Origin of the sequence: Cellulomonas sp. B6 (genome assembly GCF_001462455.1) — a bacterium.
Taxonomy (GTDB): Bacteria; Actinomycetota; Actinomycetes; order Actinomycetales; family Cellulomonadaceae; genus Cellulomonas.
Genome location: NZ_LNTD01000227.1, coordinates 1 through 16,165 on the forward strand (window position 1 = coordinate 1; position 16,165 = coordinate 16,165).

Consider the following 16,165-nt stretch of genomic DNA (forward strand, 5'->3'; position numbering starts at 1 on the left):
GCCCGGCGTCCTCGACCCCCGCCGCGCCGACCGCGGCGTCGAGCCGCTGTGGGGCCTCGTCGGCGCGGGGAAGGACGCGGGCGCGTGGTCCGCCGTGCGCGCGGCCGCGGACCCGCACGTCGAGAGCGGTCAGTACTGGGGGCCCGCGGGCCGGGTCACCGGCCTGCCCGTGCTGGGCGCCGGCGACCCGCGCTACCGCGAGCCCGCGCTCGGGCGGCGCGTGCGCGAGGAGACCGAGGCGCTGGTCGGCGTGCGGCTGCCGTGACCGATGGCGGGCGGTCCACAGGGCAGCCACGTAGCGTGTGCCCACGCTGCCGAGAGGAGTCCCGCCATGCTGTGCCCCGTCGACCAGGCGACGCTCGTCATGACCGACCGCCAGGGAGTCGAGATCGACTACTGCCCGGTGTGCCGCGGCATCTGGCTGGACCGCGGCGAGCTCGACAAGATCCTCGACCGCGCCGCACCGGCCGCACCGGGCGTCGACCCGCGCGCCGTCCCGGGTGCTGCGGCGCCCGCGCCCGCGTACGGCACCCCCGAGCCGCGCGGGTACGACGACCGGCGCGGGTACGACGAGCGCCCCGCTCCCGATCCTCGCGGGGGCTACGACCCCCGCGGCGGGTACGACCAGCGGGGCGGCTACGACGACCGCCGCGGGTACGACGGCCGCAAGCGCAAGAAGCGCGAGTCGTGGCTCGAGGACCTGTTCGACTTCTGACCCGACTTCCGACCCCGCCGACGCACCTCCACCGCTAGGGTCACGGCGACCCCGGTGACAGGAGAGACGTGAGGCTGTTCCGACGCGACCACACCCCGCCGCCCGAGGCGCTCGGTGCGGGCACCGCCCTGACCGTCGACGTGGTTGAGGGGCAGTTCACCTCGGCGCTGGTCTGGACGCGTGAGCTGCGCCGCGTGCTCGACGACGCGCAGCCGGCGCTCACGGTGCTGCACGCCGCGGGCTTCGAGGGAACCGTGCAGCTGCGTGCCGGTGACGAGCGTGGTGCCGTGCTCGGCGAGCTGCGGCAGCGCACCGGGCGCACGCTCGGGATCGAGGTCGAGCCCGGTGGCGACTTCGTCCTCGTCCTGGGTCGAGGGTCGCAGCAGCTACGGACCAGCCCGATCATGACCGAGCTCGTGGCGCTGCCCGGCCTCGGGCTCGAGGACCCGGGCGCCATCGCACTCGCCGAGGTCGTGCTCGCCGTCGCCGAGGTGGTCGCGGAGGAGGCGGACGACCCCGTCGCGCTACCGGAGCCGCTCACCGTCACGCAGGCCAACCTGCAGCTCCTCGCGGAGACCGACGACCTGCCCGAGCGCTGGTGCGCGTGCCTCTTCGTCACGCGTCCGCACGACGTGCCGCCGGACGCGGACGACGTGCTGCGGACCGCGCTGTGGATCGAGCACACCGAGGGAGTCAAGGTGCACCTCGACGGGTCGGTCGCCGACGACCCCAGCGAGCGGGACGACCCCGGCGCGGACTCGCACGCGGCTCTCGCGACGCTCGAGGAGTGGGCGGGCACGGACGTCGACCTCGGCCCGTACGCGCGCTGGCTCGCCGAGCGCACGCAGGAGTGGCTGGGCATGACAGTGCCGGGGCTGTCGCCGACCGGTCGCTGACCGGACCGGGCGGCCGGGGCGAGACCCGCCGGGGCCCGTCGTAGGGCGGGACCGGGCCCCGGGCAGCGCCCGCGCCGGCGCGCTCCTACAGTCGCCGCATGGCAGGCGCGGTGCGCATCGGCATCTCGGGGTGGCGGTACCCGCCGTGGCGGGGCGTGTTCTACCCGCGGGGCCTGCCGCAGCGCAGCGAGCTCGCGTACGCGGCCGCGCACCTGGGGTCGATCGAGATCAACGGCTCGTTCTACTCGTTGCAGCGCCCGGACTCGTACCGCGCGTGGCGGTCCGACACCCCCGAGGGGTTCGTGTTCTCGGTGAAGGGCCCGCGCTTCGTCACGCACATGAAGAAGCTCGCGGGCGTCGAGACGGCGCTCGCGAACTTCTTCGCGTCGGGCGTGCTGGCGCTGGGCGACCGGCTCGGGCCGCTGCTGTGGCAGCTGCCGCCAAACCTCGGCTTCGACGCCGACCGGCTGGCCCCGTTCTTCGACCTGCTGCCGCGCAGCACCACGGCGGCGGCGCGCCTGGCGGAGCGGCACGGCGACAAGGTCCCCGAGGGGCGCGCGCTGACGACGACGGACGCGGACCGGCCGCTGCGGCACGTGCTGGAGGTGCGGCACGACTCGTTCGTCACGCCCGCGTTCCCGCAGCTGCTGCGCGCGCACGACGTCGGCCTGGTCGTCGCCGACACCGCGGGACGCTGGCCGCACCTGGAGGACGTGACGAGTGACGTCGTCTACGTGCGTCTGCACGGGCACGGCGAGCTGTACGTGTCGGGGTACGACGACACGCAGCTCGACGCGTGGGCCGCGAAGGTCGCGGCGTGGGCCACGGGCGCGCCCCCGCCGGACGGCCCGCGCCTCACGCGCCCGGCCCCCGACCGGCCGCGTGACGTGCACGTCTACTTCGACAACGACGTGAAGGTGCGTGCCCCGTTCGACGCGGCGGCGCTCACGGCGCGCCTCGCCGAGCGCGGTCTCGGGGCCTACGCGGGGCGGTGACGGTCGTTCCGCCGGACGGGTGGAGTCGTGGTCACAGCACGAGCCCGTCGGTTATGACCGCTTAGTCTTCCCTGCGGCAGGGCCGCGGGGCACGGCCACCAGGGCACCGACACCACGAGCACGGGACGGCACATGATCTTCTTCGGCTGGGGACGACGCGGCAAGACGGCCGAGCTCGACCCGGGACGCGTCCTGGTGCGCGCGTGGGCGTACTTCCACCTCTTCTGGCTGTTCCGCATCTCGTGGCCCAAGGGCTACACGCTCGCGACGGCCACGCCCGACGGCTGGGCGCAGCGCGCGATCTCCGACGAGGAGGGCCGCGCGCTCGACCCCGCCGACGAGCCGCGCTGGCGCGAGCTGTTCCGCGCCTACCGCGAGTTCTACCGCCTGCCCGAGTCCGAGGACGTCGTGTCCCGCACCTGGGGCTGGCTGCGCGACCCGCACCACGAGTGCCAGGCCGTCGTCGCCGTGGCCGACGGCACCGTCGTCGGCTTCGCGCACCACGGGCGCATCTCCTCGCCCTACACCGGCACGACCGGCGTGTTCCTCGACGACCTCTACACCGACCCGCAGGTGCGCGGCCGCGGCGTCGGCCGCGCGCTCATCCGCCGGCTGACCGACCTCGCCGCGTCCGAGGGCCGGCAGTTCGTGCAGTGGGTCACCGCCGACGACAACCACCGCGCGCAGGCGCTCTACGACTCCGTCGCCACCCGCACGCGGTGGGTCACGTACGAGGCCGCCGCGACACCGGCCTGACCGATCGGCGCCGGGCCGGGGACGAGAGCCCCGGTCCGGCGCCTGAGGTCCCGATCACCTCACGAGCCGGCTCCGCCACGCCCAGGCCGCGATCTCGACCCGGTTGCGCGCACCGAGCTTCACGCTGATGTTCCGGGCGTGCGTCTTGACGGTCGACAGCGACACGAAGAGGTCGGCGGCGATCTCCTCGTTGGTGCCGCCGCGTGCGATCGCTGCGACGATCTCCAGCTCACGGTCCGTGAGGTCGTGCTCGACCGCGGACGGCGCCGCGCCCGCCGCGAGCTCGCCGAGCAGCCGCACGGTCACCGACGGCGAGACCAGCGCGTCGCCGTCGGCCGCGGCGCGCACGGCCTCGACGAGCAGCCGCGGCCCGGCGTCCTTGAGCAGGAACCCCGACGCGCCGGCCGCGAGCGCGGAGCGCAGGTACTCGTCGGTGTCGAACGTCGTGACGACGACGACGCGGGGCGCGTCCGGGAGCCCGGTGACCTGCCGTGTGGCGTCGAGCCCGTTCATGCCGGGCATGCGGACGTCCATGAGCACGACGTCGGGACGCAGGCGCTGCGCGGCGGCCACGGCGTCCTGCCCGGTGCCGACGTCGGCCAGCACGGCGATGTCCCCCTCGGCCTCGAGGACCATGCGGAACCCGGCACGGACCATCGCCTGGTCGTCGGCCACGACGACGCCGATCACCGGGTCACCGCCGCGGGGATCTCGACGCGCACGACCCACGTGTCGGCCTCGTCGGCACCGGCGTGCAGCGTGCCGCCGAGCGCCGCGACCCGTTCGGCCATGCCGATGAGCCCGAACCCGCCGGAGCCACGGTGCGCCGAGCCCCGCCGCACGCCGTCGTTCCCGACCTCGAGCCGCAGCGCGTCGTCGACGACGCGCACGGTGACGTGCGTGCTGGGGTCGACCGCGTGACGGCGCACGTTGGTGAGAGCCTCGCGGACGATGCGGTAGGCCGACTCGCCGACGCCGGGCGCGAGGGGTGCGTCCGGGACGTCGACCCGCGACGTGGTGCGGCCCCGGCCGGCGTCGAACCGGTCGACCAGCGGTGCGATGTCGGCCAGGTCGTACCGCACGGTGACCGGGGCGTCAGGCTCGGCGTCCTCCCGGATCGCGCCGACCATGCGCCGCATGCCCGCCAGGGCCTCGGCACCGGCCGCCTCGATCGCCTCGAACGCCTGCGTCGCGCGTGCGGGATCCGTGCGGGCCACGGCGACGGCCGCCTGCGCCTGCACGACGATCCCGGTGACCTGGTGCGCGACGACGTCGTGCAGCTCGCGCGCGAGCTCGGTGCGCTCGGCCCGGCGTGCCTGGTCGAGCGCCGACGCGCGGCGCGTGCGGACGGCGCGGCCCGTGACACCGGCGACGACGGCGCAGCCCCAGACGAGCACCGCGAGCAGCACGCCCGTCGCCTGCGGGCCGATCCGCAGCGCGACACTCCCGACCACGGCGACCAGCGCGCCCGCCGCGGTGCCCGCTGCCGCCCGCGACGTCGGCGCGGCGCGCACCCCGGACGCGGTGACGACGACGAGCGCGGCGGCCTCGGTGAGCGACGGGGAGGGGCTGCCGACGACGGCGCACACGAGCGACCCGACCGTCGAGACGGCGAGCACCGCGCCGGTCGCGAGCCACCACGGCAGCCGGCGCCGCACGAGCGCCACGACGGCCACGACCACCGCGACGAGCGCGGTGACCAGCGCGCCGGCGACGTCCGCGCCACCGGGCGTGCCCGGTGCGAGGCGCGCACCCAGCTCGAGGTCGACGACGAGCAGGCCCGCGAGCGCGACGAGCTCGAGCGCCGTCGTCGCGGCGCGGGACCGCAGCCACGTCGCACGGGGCGGTCGTCGGTCGTCGGGGTCCGGCACGCGTCCACCCTACGGATCACCACGCCCGGGCTCCGCGAGCGCTCCGGAAGATCGTCCCTTCGACCGAGGGTGACCGACCCGGACCGTCCGCCCGGTCGATTCCCGTGGGTCAGGGCGTTGACCAGGCTGGACGCATGAGCCAGCCTCCCGTCGCCCCGCCCCTTCCGACCGTGGCCGGACCCGGCCTCGCCGCCCGCGCGGTCGACCTCGTGCGCGAGTACGGCACGGGTTCGAGCCGGGTGCGCGCGCTGGACGGCCTGAGCGTCGACCTGGTCGAGCGTCGGTTCACCGCGGTCATGGGGGCCTCGGGGTCGGGCAAGTCGACGTTCCTGCACTGCCTCGCCGGGCTGGACCGGGCGACGTCCGGGCAGATGCTGCTGGGCGGCACCGACCTGGGCGCGCTCGACGACGCGGCGCTCACCGCGATCCGGCGCGACCGCCTGGGGTTCGTCTTCCAGGACGGCAACCTGCTGCCGCACCTGACGGCGGGCGAGAACATCGACCTCGCGGCCTCGCTGGCCGGCCGCCGCGCGGACCGCGCGTGGCGGCGCGAGCTCGTCGAGCGGCTCGGTGTCGCGGACCGGCTGCGCCACCTGCCGTCGCAGCTGTCGGGCGGTCAGCGGCAGCGCGTCGCCGTCGTGCGGGCGCTGCTGGGCCGGCCGGACCTCGTCGTGGCCGACGAGCCGACGGGCGCCCTCGACAGCGAGGCGGGCGCCGCGCTGCTGGCGCTGCTGCGCGCGTGCGTCGACGAGTTCGGTCAGACGGTCGTCATGGTCACGCACGACCCGTCGGCGGCGGCCGTCACCGACGAGGTCGTGCTGCTGCGCGACGGCCGCGCCGCCGGGCGGGTCGACCGGCCGACGCGCCGCACCGTCCTCGAGCGCCTCGGCGAGCTCGCCGCACCCGCGGGAGTCGGCGCGTGATCGTCGCCCGGACCGCGCTGCGCAGCGTCCTGCGGCGCCCGCGGCAGGCGCTGCTCGTCGGCGTCGCGATCACGGCCGCGACCGCGTTCGCCGCGGTCGCCCTGCTGGTCGCGGCCAACGCGCGCGTCGCGCTCGTCGCGTTCGGCATGGTCACCCCGCCCGCGGCCGACGTGGTGGTCGTGCCCCGCGGCGACGTCGCGCAGGGCGCCGCGCTCGAGGTCGCCGAGGGCGTGCGCGCGCTGCCCGGCGTCGTGGACGTCGCGGTCGAGCACCTCGGGGACGTCGAGGTCGAGGCGGGTGGCGTCACCACCACCTGGAAGCTCACGAGCGACCCGGGCGGCGGACCGCTGAGCGCGCTGCGCGACGCCCCCGACGTCGGCCCGCTCGAGCCCGGCGGGATCGTGCTGGGGCGGCGCACCGCCGAGCGCGTCGGCGTCGACGTCGGGGACACGGTCGTGGCGGGCGGGCACGAGCTCGTCGTGGCGGGCGTCGGGCCGGTGCGGGAGTTCGGGCAGGACGTCGGGCTCGTGCACCCGTCCGACGCGGTCGCGATCGGCGGGATGCCGCCCGTGCAGATGTTCGTCGTCGGGGACGTCGACCTCGCCGCGGTGCGGGCCGTGGCCGGTGACGCCGCCGTCACGAGCGGTCCCGAGCAGCGCGACCGGGAGGCCCGGTCGGTGGGCGACACGCTCGCGGGCGTGCTGGGCGGGCTGTCGGTGTTCGTCGCGCTGGCCGTGGTGTCGGCCGTGGTGATCGTGTCCTCGACGTTCCGGATCGTGCTGGCGCGGCGTGCGGCGGAGCTCGCGCTGCTGCGGTGCGTCGGCGCGACGGGTCGCCAGGTGCACCGCTCGGTGCTCGCCGAGGCCGCGTGCGTCGGCCTGCTCGGGGGCCTGGTCGGGACCGGCGCCGGGCTGGGGGTCGCCGCCGGGCTCGTCGCGGCGGCGCGTGCCGCGGACCTGGTGTCCGCGCCGTTCGTCGCCGCGCCCGGCGGGCTCGTCGCGTGCGTCGCCCTGTCGGTCGTCGCGACCGTCGCCGCGGCGCTGCCCTCGGCGCGGGCCGCCGGTCGCACGGCACCCGTCGTGGCGCTCGGGGCGGCACGCTCGTCCGACGCCCGCCCCGTGCGCGTCGGCGCGCGCCTGGTGGCGGCCGGTGCGCTCACGCTGACGGCCGTGGCCACCGGGGCCGTCGCGGTCCCCGTCGCGCGCACCGACCAGCTGACGGGCCTCGCGCTCGCGGCGCTGAGCGGGACGCTGGTCTTCGCGGTGCTGGTCGCGGTCGGCCCGTTCCTCGTGCGGTGGGCCGCCCGGGCCGTGCGGCCGCTCGCCGCGCGGTCGGCGGCGCTGCGGCTCGCGGTGTCCAACGCGCACCGCTCGTCGCGCCGCACCGCCGCGATGACGACGGTCCTCACGCTGGGCGTGGGCCTGGCCGCGGCGCTGCTCGTGGCGGTCGCGGGCGTCACCGCCGACGCGCGCGAGAGCGTCGTGCGCACCTTCGGGGCCGACGCGCTGATCCCGGTCGACGTCGTCGCCGACCCGGACGCCCTGGTGGCCGCGCTCGCGGCGCACCCGGCGGTCGACGCCCGGGTCGTCGGCACCGACATCCTCCTCGACCCCGCCCCGGGGACGGACCCCGCGGCGCTGCGGGACGCCGTGCTCGACACCGTTCCCGCCGGCACGTCGGTCTACTGGGCGGGCGACGTGCTCGCGGGCATCGAGCAGACGGTCGCCGTGGGGCAGCTCGTCGGCGCGGCGATGATCGGGGTCACGCTCGTCGTCGCGATGGTCGGGGTCGTGGTGACGCTCGCGCTGTCGGTCGCCGAGCGCCGGCAGGAGATCGCCCTGGTCCGCGCGCTCGGCGTGAGCCGGGCGGGCGCGCGCCGGTCGGTGGCGGCCGAGGCCGGGCTCGCCTCCGCGGTCGGCGCGACGCTCGGCGTCGTCCTGGGGGGCGCGTACGGCGTGCTCGCGCTGCGCGTGCTGGACATGCCCGCCGGCCAGCCGCCGTTGGTCCGGCTCGCGCTGCTGGGCGCCGGCGTGGTCGGCGCCGCGGTCCTCGCCGCGGCCGTGCCGATGCGCAGCGCCGGGCGCGTCGAGCCGGCGATCGGGCTGGCGGCGCGATGAGCCGCCACGCCCGCGTCACGCGTCGCGGCACCGCCGACCACCCACGTCCGACCGACGACAGGAGCACCCCGATGGCCACCCGCCGCACCGTCCTGGCCACCACGACGCTCGTCCTGGCCGCCGCTCTCACGGGCTGCGCGACGTTCCAGGACGTGTTCCCGGTGGGGCAGCGCGAGTTCACCTACGCCACGAGCGCCGACGTCGAGAGGTCCGGCGAGTCCTTCCGCTTCCAGGGGTTCCTCCCCCAGGACGCGACGGACGTGCGGCTGCTCGCCCAGCTCGACGGGCACGCGGGGGTGATGCGTTGGACCAGCCCCACGCCGTTCGACGCGCAGCACTGCACCGCCACGTCCGTCACCGGCGCGCCGGACCTGGAGCCCGCGTGGCTGCTCGACCCGCTGCCGGCCGACGGGTACGCGTGCGGGACGTGGACGGTCGTGAGCGTCGGCGACACGCACCAGGCCTGGCGGGACGAGCCGGGGTCGGGCACCGAGCCCCGGTGACGGCCGGGCCGTCCGTGCGGGTTTGACCTCCCGCTCCGATCGTGCGAGATTCGCCGCACAATCATTGTGCGACTTCTTTCGAACGACAGGACTGCCGGTGTCACCTCGGACCTACCACCACCCCGACACGGACGAGATCGCGATCCCCCGCGTGCTGTTCGCGCTGAGCGAGCCGCTGCGGCTCGCCATGGTGCGCGTGCTCGCCGCGCAGGGCGAGACCGACAGCCTCGAGCTGGGCCCCGACCTGCCGCGCTCGACCCTCACGCACCACACGAGCCTGCTGCGCGAGTCCGGCGTCGTGCACGTGCGCGCGCAGGGCCGCAAGTGCCTCATCAGCCTGCGCACCGAGGACCTCGAGTCCCGGTTCCCCGGGCTGCTCGGCGCGGTGCTCGACGGGTACGAGCGCACCACCGACCTCACGGACCCGCACCCGTGACGCGCCGCCTGTGGCCCCTGGTCGTGGCCGCCGTCTCGCTCGGCGTCGACGCGTACGTGCTGGCCGGCGTCCTGCCCCGCATCGCCGCGGACCTCGGCACAGGCGTCGCCGCCGTCGGGCTGGGCGTCACGGCCTTCACCGCCGCGTACGCCGTCGCCGGCCCGACCCTCTCGGGACGGCTGACCCGAGCCGGGACGGCACGTGCCCTGCTCGTCGCGCTCGGGCTGTTCAACCTCGGCAACCTCGTGACGGCGATCGCCGCCGGGCTGCCGCTGTTCCTCGCGTCGCGCGTCGTCGCCGGCGTCGGCGCGGGCGTCCTCACCGCGGTCGCGACCGCGACCGCCGCGGCGATGGTCGAGCAGCACGAACGCGGCCGTGCGATGTCCCTCGTGACGTTCGGCCTGTCGACCGGCACGGTCGCCGGCGTGCCGCTCGGCATGCTCGTCGGCGAGCGGTTCGGCTGGCGGTGGACGATGGCGCTCGTCGTCGCCGTGGGCGTCGTCAGCATGGCGGCGCTGGCCACGCGCCGCACCACGCTCCCGCCGCTGCCGACGACGGCGGCCGCGTCACCGCTCGCCGTGGTCCGCGACCCGCGGACGCTCGTCGGCGTCGCCGCGGCGTTCCTGCTGGGCGTCGCGAGCCTCGGCCTCTACACGTACGTGCTGCCGATGGCGCAGGACCGCGGCCTCGGCGGGATCGGGTTCGCGCTGGTCTGGGCGTGGGGCGTCGGCGGCGTGGCCGGCTCGGCGGCGGTCGGCCGGCCGCTCGACCGCCACGGGCCGCGCCCGCTGCTCGTCGGGCTGCCCGCCCTCCTGCTCGTGGCCTTCGCGCTCCTCACCCTCACCACGTCCCCCGCGACATGGCTCGTCGCCGCGGCCCTGTGGGGCGCGGCCGGCTGGGCGAGCGTGCCGACGCTGCAGCAGGCGCTCACGCGGCACGCCCCCGCCGGTCTCGCGCTCGTGCTCACGGCGGCGATCGCCCCGCCGGGGCGAGGGAACCGGCCGACCACGACACCCGAGCCCGCGACGGCCACGAGCACGTAGACGGGCACCACCCGAGAGGCCACACCCGGAACGAGGAGCGGCGCTAGGCACCCACCGCTCCTGCCCGGTGAACGCCGAACGCCCGTAGCCGACTTCCCGGCTACGGGCGTTCTCGACGTCGGACGACGTCGGACGGTCGGGCTGACAGGATTTGAACCTGCGACCCCTTGACCCCCAGTCAAGTGCGCTACCAAGCTGCGCCACAGCCCGTCACCCCCGCAGGGGCCTCGGAAACTCTACCGCACTCGCAGGGTCGTCTCGTCACGCGTCGGCAAGTGGGCGCGCCACGCGCACGCGACCGCGACCAGGCACGCCGTCGCGATGACAGCCCCCGCGACGAACATCGCCGGGTACGCCCACCGGGCCGAGAGCCACGCGAGCGCAGCGGGCACGAAGAACCCGGTGTACGCCACCGAGTAGTACACGGCGGTGAGACCCGCGAGGTCGTCGGGCGTCGCGATGCGCTGCACCTCGGACAGGCCCGCGACCAGCGCGAGCCCGTACCCGGCGCCGAGCACGACCGCGGCGAGCACCGCGACCGCGAGGCTGAGCGTGGCGCTTGCCCAGGCCGCGGCCGCCATGCCGGGCACGACGATGGCCATCGCGACGACCGACGCCCGCGCGCTGCGCGCGGTGTCGATGCGCCGCGCGAGCTGCTGGACGGCGAACCCGCTCGCGAGCGTGACGACCGTGAGGAACGCCGCGAAGGCGATCGGCACGCCCCCGGCGCTGCGGCGCAGCAGCCCGGGCAGCACGGCGTAGGCGCTGCCGACGGCACCGAAGACCCACGGCGCGACCGGCACGACGACGCGCCAGAACCGCCGGTGCGCGACCGCGGGCACGCGCAGGTCGTCGCGCAGCCGAGCGCCGGGTGCGCGCGGTGGCGCGGGATGCGTCTCGGGCACCGACAGCACGGCGGCCATGGCCGCGAGCGCGACGCACGCGTGCACGAGGTACGGGGTGCCCGTGCGCCACGGCCCCCACTGCGCGAGCGCACCGGCGGTGCCGGCCCCGAGCAGGAACCCGAGCGTGAGCGCGAGCGACGCGCGCCGCGGCCCGGCACCGGCGTCGCCGGTGGCGGCGCTCAGCTCGGCGACCCACGTGGTCCCGACGGCCATGACGAGCCCGAGCGCGACGCCGGACAGCACGCGCCCGGCCGCGAGCGCGGGCGCCGACGCGGGACCGAACGCGATGACGAGCGAGCCCAGCACGCCGAGCGGCGCGGCGGGCAGCAGCAGCGGTCGGCGCCCGTACCGGTCCGACAGCGGACCGCCGACGAGCAGCGCGGGCACGATCCCGACGACGTACGCACCGAGCAGCACGTCGACCGTGAGCGCGGACAGGTGGCTGACGTCGCGGTACATCACGAGCAGCGGCGTGAACTCGTTGCCGCCCCACGCGACCGCGAGCATGAGCGCGGCGACGCCGCGCCACGCGTGCGCGCCGACGGCTCTCCCCGCGGGGGCGGCGGGCGAGGTCCGGGGCGGCACGTCGGAGCCGGTCTGCGCGGACGGATCGGGAGCGGACACGTCGCCGGCCGCGCCGGCCGCGCGCGTGGGCGCAGGTGCGGCGGCGGCGACACCCGCGCCCGCCGCGGGCGTGTGGCCTGCCGACGTCGTGCGGCTCACCGCTGCCCTCCGTGCCGCCCGGCGGTGCCGTGCGCGTCGTGCACGTGCGCGGCGAGCCGTGCCCGGAAGCCGGCCGCGTCGCCGTCGGCGATCGCGGCGACGAGCGCCTCGTGCCCGTCGACGAACGTCCCAGCGCGAGCCGACGACCGCCCCACCGAGAGCGCCACCATGCGGCTCTGGCGCTCGCGCAGCGTCCCGGCGACCTGGGTGAGCACGGCGTTGCCGCCCGCCGCGACGATCGCGTGGTGGAACGCGGCGTCGAGGTCGGCGTAGGCGTCGAGGTCGACGTCGTCGGTGTCGGCGTCGAGCGCGTCGCGCTGCCTGGCGACGAGCCCGCGCAGCGTGGCGACGAGCTCCTCGCGCGCGCCCGGCGGCCCCGCGAGCACCTGCTCGACCGCGTGCCCCTCGAGCAGCAGTCGTGCGTCGAGCACGTCCTGCGCCTCGCCCGGCGCCGCGGGGACGACGAGCGCGCCGCGCTTGGGGAACAGCCGCAGCCACCCCTCGGCGGCCAGCCGCAGGAACGCCTCGCGCACGGGGGTGCGGCTCACGCCGAGCTCGGCGGCGACGTCGACCTCGCTGAGCATGCTGCCCCCGGGGTGCCGACCGCCGAGCAGCGCGTCCTTGACGTGCCGGTAGACGGTGTCGGCGGCGGACGCGGGCGGGGCGGACGATCGACGCGGCATGCATGCATCATGCATGCATGCCGCGTCGTAGTCATGGGATGACCAGCGGATGAGATGATGTCACCCCCTGGGCCGCGCCCCGACGCGGCATGCACGCGTCGCACAAGCCGCCCGCGGCGCGCCGACCGTGTCGCGTTCCGGCCGTCCAGCCGCCGCAACGCCGCACGCACCGCGTTCCGCGGGTACCGGCCCGCATACTCCCGCGCACCGCCGCGGCCCGGGGCACGCCGCCCTGGTCCCCGTCAGCCCTCGCCGTCCGCCCGCCGCCGCAGCGCGTCGAGCTCCGCGGCCACCAGGCCGAGCACCAGCAGGTCGACCAGCAGCCCCCACGACGCGTCCCACTGCGAGAGCCGGAACAGGAAGAACTGCGTCACCAGCAGCGACACGATGACCGCGCGGCGGAACCACAGGTAGCCCTCGATCGCGTCCCCGCCGACGCGCAGCAGCCCCACGACGCACAGCACGCCGCTGGCCGCCGCGGCGACGAGCGCGCCGACCAGCACCCACGCGGGGCTGCCGTCACCGCTCCACCACCCCGTCACGGCGCGCGCGATCGTGAACGCCGACGACCCGAGCAGCACGAGCACGGCGAGCCACGGCACGAACCGCGCCTTGATGAGCGTGTGCAGCACGCGCACCGCGAACGACGACACCGCACCGACCGGGTCGGGCAGCGCGACGTCGTCCTCGGCGATGCTGTCGACGAGCGCACGCGCCTGCGCGGCGCCGTGCACGTCGCCCGCGTGCCGCAGGTGCGCCTCGGCCCGGCGCCGCGCCGACGGCGTGAAGCCACCCACGACCCCCGCGACCGCCTCGTCGACGGCGCCCGCGAGCTCCTCGCGCGGGTCCGGGTCGCGCCGCCCGTGCAGCGCCTCGGCGAGCAGCCCCAGCCCGACGACCGTCGCGTACACGATCGCGGCCGTCGGCTCGTAGAAGTAGTCGTTGTCCGAGGTGACGAACTTGCCGACCTCGTCGACGAACAGCCCGAACCCGACGCCGCCGACCAGCGACCCCAGCGGCCGCAGCGCGGGCCCCGCGAACGACAGCAGCAGCACGAACGCGAGCGCCATGAGCAGCCCGCCCCACAGCACGTGCGCGATGTGCAGACCGTCGCCGCCGACCTGCGGGTACCCGGTCGCGGCCAGGAACGCGCGCGTGAGCAGCACGGTCGCCGCGGTCGCGACGAGGAACGTGCCGAGGTGCCGGGTGGCGCGCGGGTCGCGCGGCAGCCCGAGACGCAGCAGCGCGTGCGTCGTGACGCGGCGCGGCGCGGCGCCGTCCTGCAGCGAGGTCACGGCGCCGCCACGCGCACGGTCACCGCCGGCGCTTCTCGCGCACGCGCACCGAGATCGTGATGGGCGTGCCCTCGAACCCGAACGTCTCACGCAGGCGGCGCTCGATGAACCGGCGGTACCCGGCCTCGAGGAACCCGCTCGCGAAGATGACGAACCGCGGCGGGCGCGTCGAGGCCTGCGTCGCGAACAGGATGCGGGGCTGCTTGCCGCCGCGCAGCGGGTGGGGGTGCGCCGAGACCAGCTCGCCGAGGAACGCGTTGAGGCGCCCCGTCGGGATGCGCGTGTCCCACGACGCGAGCGACCGCTCGAGGGCCGGCACCAGGCGGTCGGTGTGCCAGCCGGTGCGGGCCGACACGTTGACGCGCGGCGCCCACTGCACCTGCACGAGCTGCTGCTCGATCTCGCGCTCGAGGAACGGGCGCCGGTCCTCGTCCATGAGGTCCCACTTGTTGTACGCGATGACCAGCGCGCGCCCGGCGTCGATGACCTGCTGCACGACACGGATGTCCTGCTCGGTCATGGGCGCCGACGCGTCGACCAGCACGACCGCGACCTCGGCCTTCTCGACGGCCGCCTGCGTGCGCAGCGACGCGTAGAAGTCCGCACCGGTGGTCTGGTGCACGCGGCGCCGGATGCCGGCCGTGTCGACGAACACCCACGGCCGGCCGCCGAGCGCCACGAGCTCGTCGACCGGGTCACGCGTCGTCCCGGCCGTGTCGTCGACGACCACGCGCTCGGAGCCGACCACCTTGTTGAGCAGCGAGGACTTGCCGACGTTCGGACGACCGACGAGCGCGACGCGGCGCGGCCCGTCGGGCAGCGGCACGGCGTGCGCCGAGACGGTCGGCAGCGCGCGCATCGCGGCGTCGAGCAGGTCACCGGTGCCGCGGCCGTGCAGCGCCGAGATCGGGTGCGGCTCCCCCAGGCCCAGCGACCACAGCGTGGCGGCGTCCGCCTCGACGGCCGGGCCGTCGACCTTGTTGGCGACGAGCACGACCGGCTTGCCCGAGCGGCGCAGCAGCCGCACGACCTGCTCGTCGGTGTCGGTCGAGCCGACGGTCGCGTCGACGACGAACAGCACGGCGTCGGCCAGGTCGATCGCGACCTCGGCCTGCTGCGCGACGCGCTTGTCGATGCCCGCGACGTCGACCTCCCAACCCCCGGTGTCGACGACCGTGAACCGACGCCCGGACCACTCGGCGGGGTAGCTCACGCGGTCGCGCGTGACGCCCGGCTTGTCCTCGACGACGGCCTCGCGGCGCCCGAGGATGCGGTTGACGAGCGTCGACTTGCCGACGTTCGGACGGCCCACGACTGCGAGCACGGGCAGCGCCGCCTCGACGTCGGTGCCGTCGTCGTCCAGGCCCTCGCCCTCGAGGAGCGCGAGGTCCTCGTCCTCGAGCTCGTACTCCTCGAGGCCCGCGCGCAGCGCGCGCTCACGGGCCTCGTCGTCGACGTCGTCGACGGGCGGTGCGGCGGCGTCGAGCGGCGCGCTCGGCTCGGCGGCGTCCTGCGGGTCGACGCGCGTCAGGGTCGGGTCGGGCTGCTCCATGCCCCCATTCTCCCCCGTCGGGCGCCCTGGCACCGACACGGGCCCGCACGCGGCCCCGACGAGCCGTCGGTCAGGCCGTCGAGCGGGGGTCGTCGGCGGGCAGCGCGACGCCCGTGCGCCGCTGCGCCGCGACGACGAGCTCGCTCATCGCGGCCTGCACGAGCCGTCCCGCGCGGTCGATCGCCTCGCGTCGCGACACGCCGTCGGCGGCGACGTCGACGGGGTCGCCGATCTCGACGTGCACGTCGCGCCGCAGCGGCGGCAGGCCCCGCGCGGACTCCCCCGTCAGGCGCGTCCCGAGGATCGCGACGGGCACGACCGGCGCCTCGCCGTGCACCGCGAGCCACGCGACCCCGGCCCGCAGCTGCTCGGCCGTGCCGCGTCCGCGCGTGCCCTCGGGGAAGATCCCGACGGCGCCGCCGCGCCGCAGCACGCCGAGCCCGGCCTGCAGCGCGGGCCGACCCATCGTGCGGTCCACGGGGATCTGACCGCCCGCGCGCAGCACGACCCCGACCGGCCCGTGGAACATCTCCTGCTTCACCAGGATGTGCAGCGGCCGCGGCGCGACGCCGATGAGCAGCGGACCGTCGAGCAGCGTCACGTGGTTGGCCGCGAGCACGACCGGCCCGCTGCGCGGCACGCGCTCGGCGCCGGTGACGTGCGTGTCCCACACGACGCGCGCGAGGAACCGCCCCACCCACCGGGCCCACGCGGGCCCGGCGGCCGACGGCACGTGCGGCGCGTCCGCCACG

16 protein-coding genes, 1 tRNA gene and 1 pseudogene are annotated in these 16,165 nt (G+C 76.5%); 10 read left to right on the forward strand and 8 right to left on the reverse strand.

The window, feature by feature from the left end:
* The 5 genes and pseudogenes from ATM99_RS19510 to ATM99_RS16530 form a co-directional block, all read left to right on the forward strand.
* Positions 1 to 265: pseudogene (locus ATM99_RS19510) on the forward strand (hypothetical protein); the annotation flags it as partial.
* Between the two features lie 66 nt (positions 266 to 331).
* Entirely contained in the window at positions 332 to 715 is a 384-nt protein-coding gene (locus tag ATM99_RS16515) for a zf-TFIIB domain-containing protein (RefSeq protein ID WP_062103118.1), read from the forward strand.
* A 68-nt stretch (positions 716 to 783) separates the two neighbouring features.
* The gene (locus ATM99_RS16520) at positions 784 to 1,611 is read left to right on the forward strand and encodes a hypothetical protein (RefSeq protein ID WP_062103117.1); all 828 of its coding nucleotides are present in this window, start codon (positions 784 to 786) and stop codon (positions 1,609 to 1,611) included.
* A 98-nt stretch (positions 1,612 to 1,709) separates the two neighbouring features.
* Positions 1,710 to 2,606, forward strand: coding sequence for a DUF72 domain-containing protein (locus tag ATM99_RS16525; protein ID WP_062103116.1), 897 nt, complete (start codon positions 1,710 to 1,712; stop codon positions 2,604 to 2,606).
* A 132-nt stretch (positions 2,607 to 2,738) separates the two neighbouring features.
* Complete coding sequence (locus ATM99_RS16530; RefSeq protein WP_082659958.1) at positions 2,739 to 3,362, forward strand: GNAT family N-acetyltransferase; 624 nt, start codon at positions 2,739 to 2,741, stop codon at positions 3,360 to 3,362.
* 54 nt (positions 3,363 to 3,416) lie between these two features.
* Here ATM99_RS16530 and ATM99_RS16535 read toward each other — a convergent pair whose 3' ends face one another.
* Together ATM99_RS16535 and ATM99_RS16540 are read right to left on the reverse strand one after the other, a co-directional pair.
* Positions 3,417 to 4,052, reverse strand: a complete 636-nt coding sequence (locus ATM99_RS16535) for a response regulator transcription factor (protein ID WP_046528443.1) — start codon at positions 4,050 to 4,052, stop codon at positions 3,417 to 3,419.
* Complete coding sequence (locus tag ATM99_RS16540; protein WP_062103927.1) at positions 4,049 to 5,233, reverse strand: sensor histidine kinase; 1,185 nt, start codon at positions 5,231 to 5,233, stop codon at positions 4,049 to 4,051. Before ATM99_RS16540 ends, ATM99_RS16535 begins: the two co-directional genes overlap by 4 nt.
* Before the next feature lie 134 nt (positions 5,234 to 5,367).
* Here ATM99_RS16540 and ATM99_RS16545 point away from each other — a divergent pair, with 134 nt between their 5' ends.
* From ATM99_RS16545 to ATM99_RS16565, 5 genes are all read left to right on the forward strand, one after another.
* Positions 5,368 to 6,156, forward strand: a complete 789-nt coding sequence (locus tag ATM99_RS16545; RefSeq protein WP_082659959.1) for an ABC transporter ATP-binding protein — start codon at positions 5,368 to 5,370, stop codon at positions 6,154 to 6,156.
* Positions 6,153 to 8,273 (forward strand): ABC transporter permease, encoded by a 2,121-nt coding sequence (locus ATM99_RS16550; protein WP_062103929.1) that lies wholly within the window; start codon positions 6,153 to 6,155, stop codon positions 8,271 to 8,273. Before ATM99_RS16545 ends, ATM99_RS16550 begins: the two co-directional genes overlap by 4 nt.
* Positions 8,274 to 8,344: 71 nt before the next feature.
* Positions 8,345 to 8,776, forward strand: a complete 432-nt coding sequence (locus ATM99_RS16555; RefSeq protein WP_062103930.1) for a hypothetical protein — start codon at positions 8,345 to 8,347, stop codon at positions 8,774 to 8,776.
* Positions 8,777 to 8,873: 97 nt separating this feature from the next.
* The gene (locus ATM99_RS16560; protein ID WP_062103931.1) at positions 8,874 to 9,212 is read left to right on the forward strand and encodes a helix-turn-helix transcriptional regulator; all 339 of its coding nucleotides are present in this window, start codon (positions 8,874 to 8,876) and stop codon (positions 9,210 to 9,212) included.
* Positions 9,209 to 10,255, forward strand: a complete 1,047-nt coding sequence (locus ATM99_RS16565; protein ID WP_082659961.1) for an MFS transporter — start codon at positions 9,209 to 9,211, stop codon at positions 10,253 to 10,255. The genes ATM99_RS16560 and ATM99_RS16565 overlap by 4 nt, the downstream gene beginning before the upstream one ends.
* Before the next feature lie 136 nt (positions 10,256 to 10,391).
* Here the strand turns inward: ATM99_RS16565 and ATM99_RS16570 are convergent.
* The 6 genes from ATM99_RS16570 to ATM99_RS16595 all read right to left on the reverse strand — a co-directional run bounded on the left by ATM99_RS16570 (position 10,392) and on the right by ATM99_RS16595 (position 16,164).
* Positions 10,392 to 10,465: transfer RNA gene (locus ATM99_RS16570), tRNA-Pro, on the reverse strand.
* A gap of 26 nt (positions 10,466 to 10,491) precedes the next feature.
* On the reverse strand, positions 10,492 to 11,883 hold the full coding sequence (locus tag ATM99_RS16575; RefSeq protein ID WP_223305216.1) for an MFS transporter: 1,392 nt from the start codon (positions 11,881 to 11,883) through the stop codon (positions 10,492 to 10,494).
* The gene (locus ATM99_RS16580) at positions 11,880 to 12,566 is read right to left on the reverse strand and encodes a GntR family transcriptional regulator (RefSeq protein WP_062103932.1); all 687 of its coding nucleotides are present in this window, start codon (positions 12,564 to 12,566) and stop codon (positions 11,880 to 11,882) included. The genes ATM99_RS16575 and ATM99_RS16580 overlap by 4 nt, the downstream gene beginning before the upstream one ends.
* A 242-nt stretch (positions 12,567 to 12,808) precedes the next feature.
* Positions 12,809 to 13,861, reverse strand: coding sequence for a hypothetical protein (locus ATM99_RS16585; RefSeq protein ID WP_082659963.1), 1,053 nt, complete (start codon positions 13,859 to 13,861; stop codon positions 12,809 to 12,811).
* A 19-nt stretch (positions 13,862 to 13,880) separates the two neighbouring features.
* Entirely contained in the window at positions 13,881 to 15,413 is a 1,533-nt protein-coding gene (der, locus tag ATM99_RS16590; RefSeq protein ID WP_062103933.1) for a ribosome biogenesis GTPase Der, read from the reverse strand.
* 70 nt (positions 15,414 to 15,483) lie between these two features.
* Positions 15,484 to 16,164, reverse strand: coding sequence for a 1-acyl-sn-glycerol-3-phosphate acyltransferase (locus ATM99_RS16595; RefSeq protein WP_062103934.1), 681 nt, complete (start codon positions 16,162 to 16,164; stop codon positions 15,484 to 15,486).
* Between the last annotated feature and the right edge of the window lies 1 nt (position 16,165).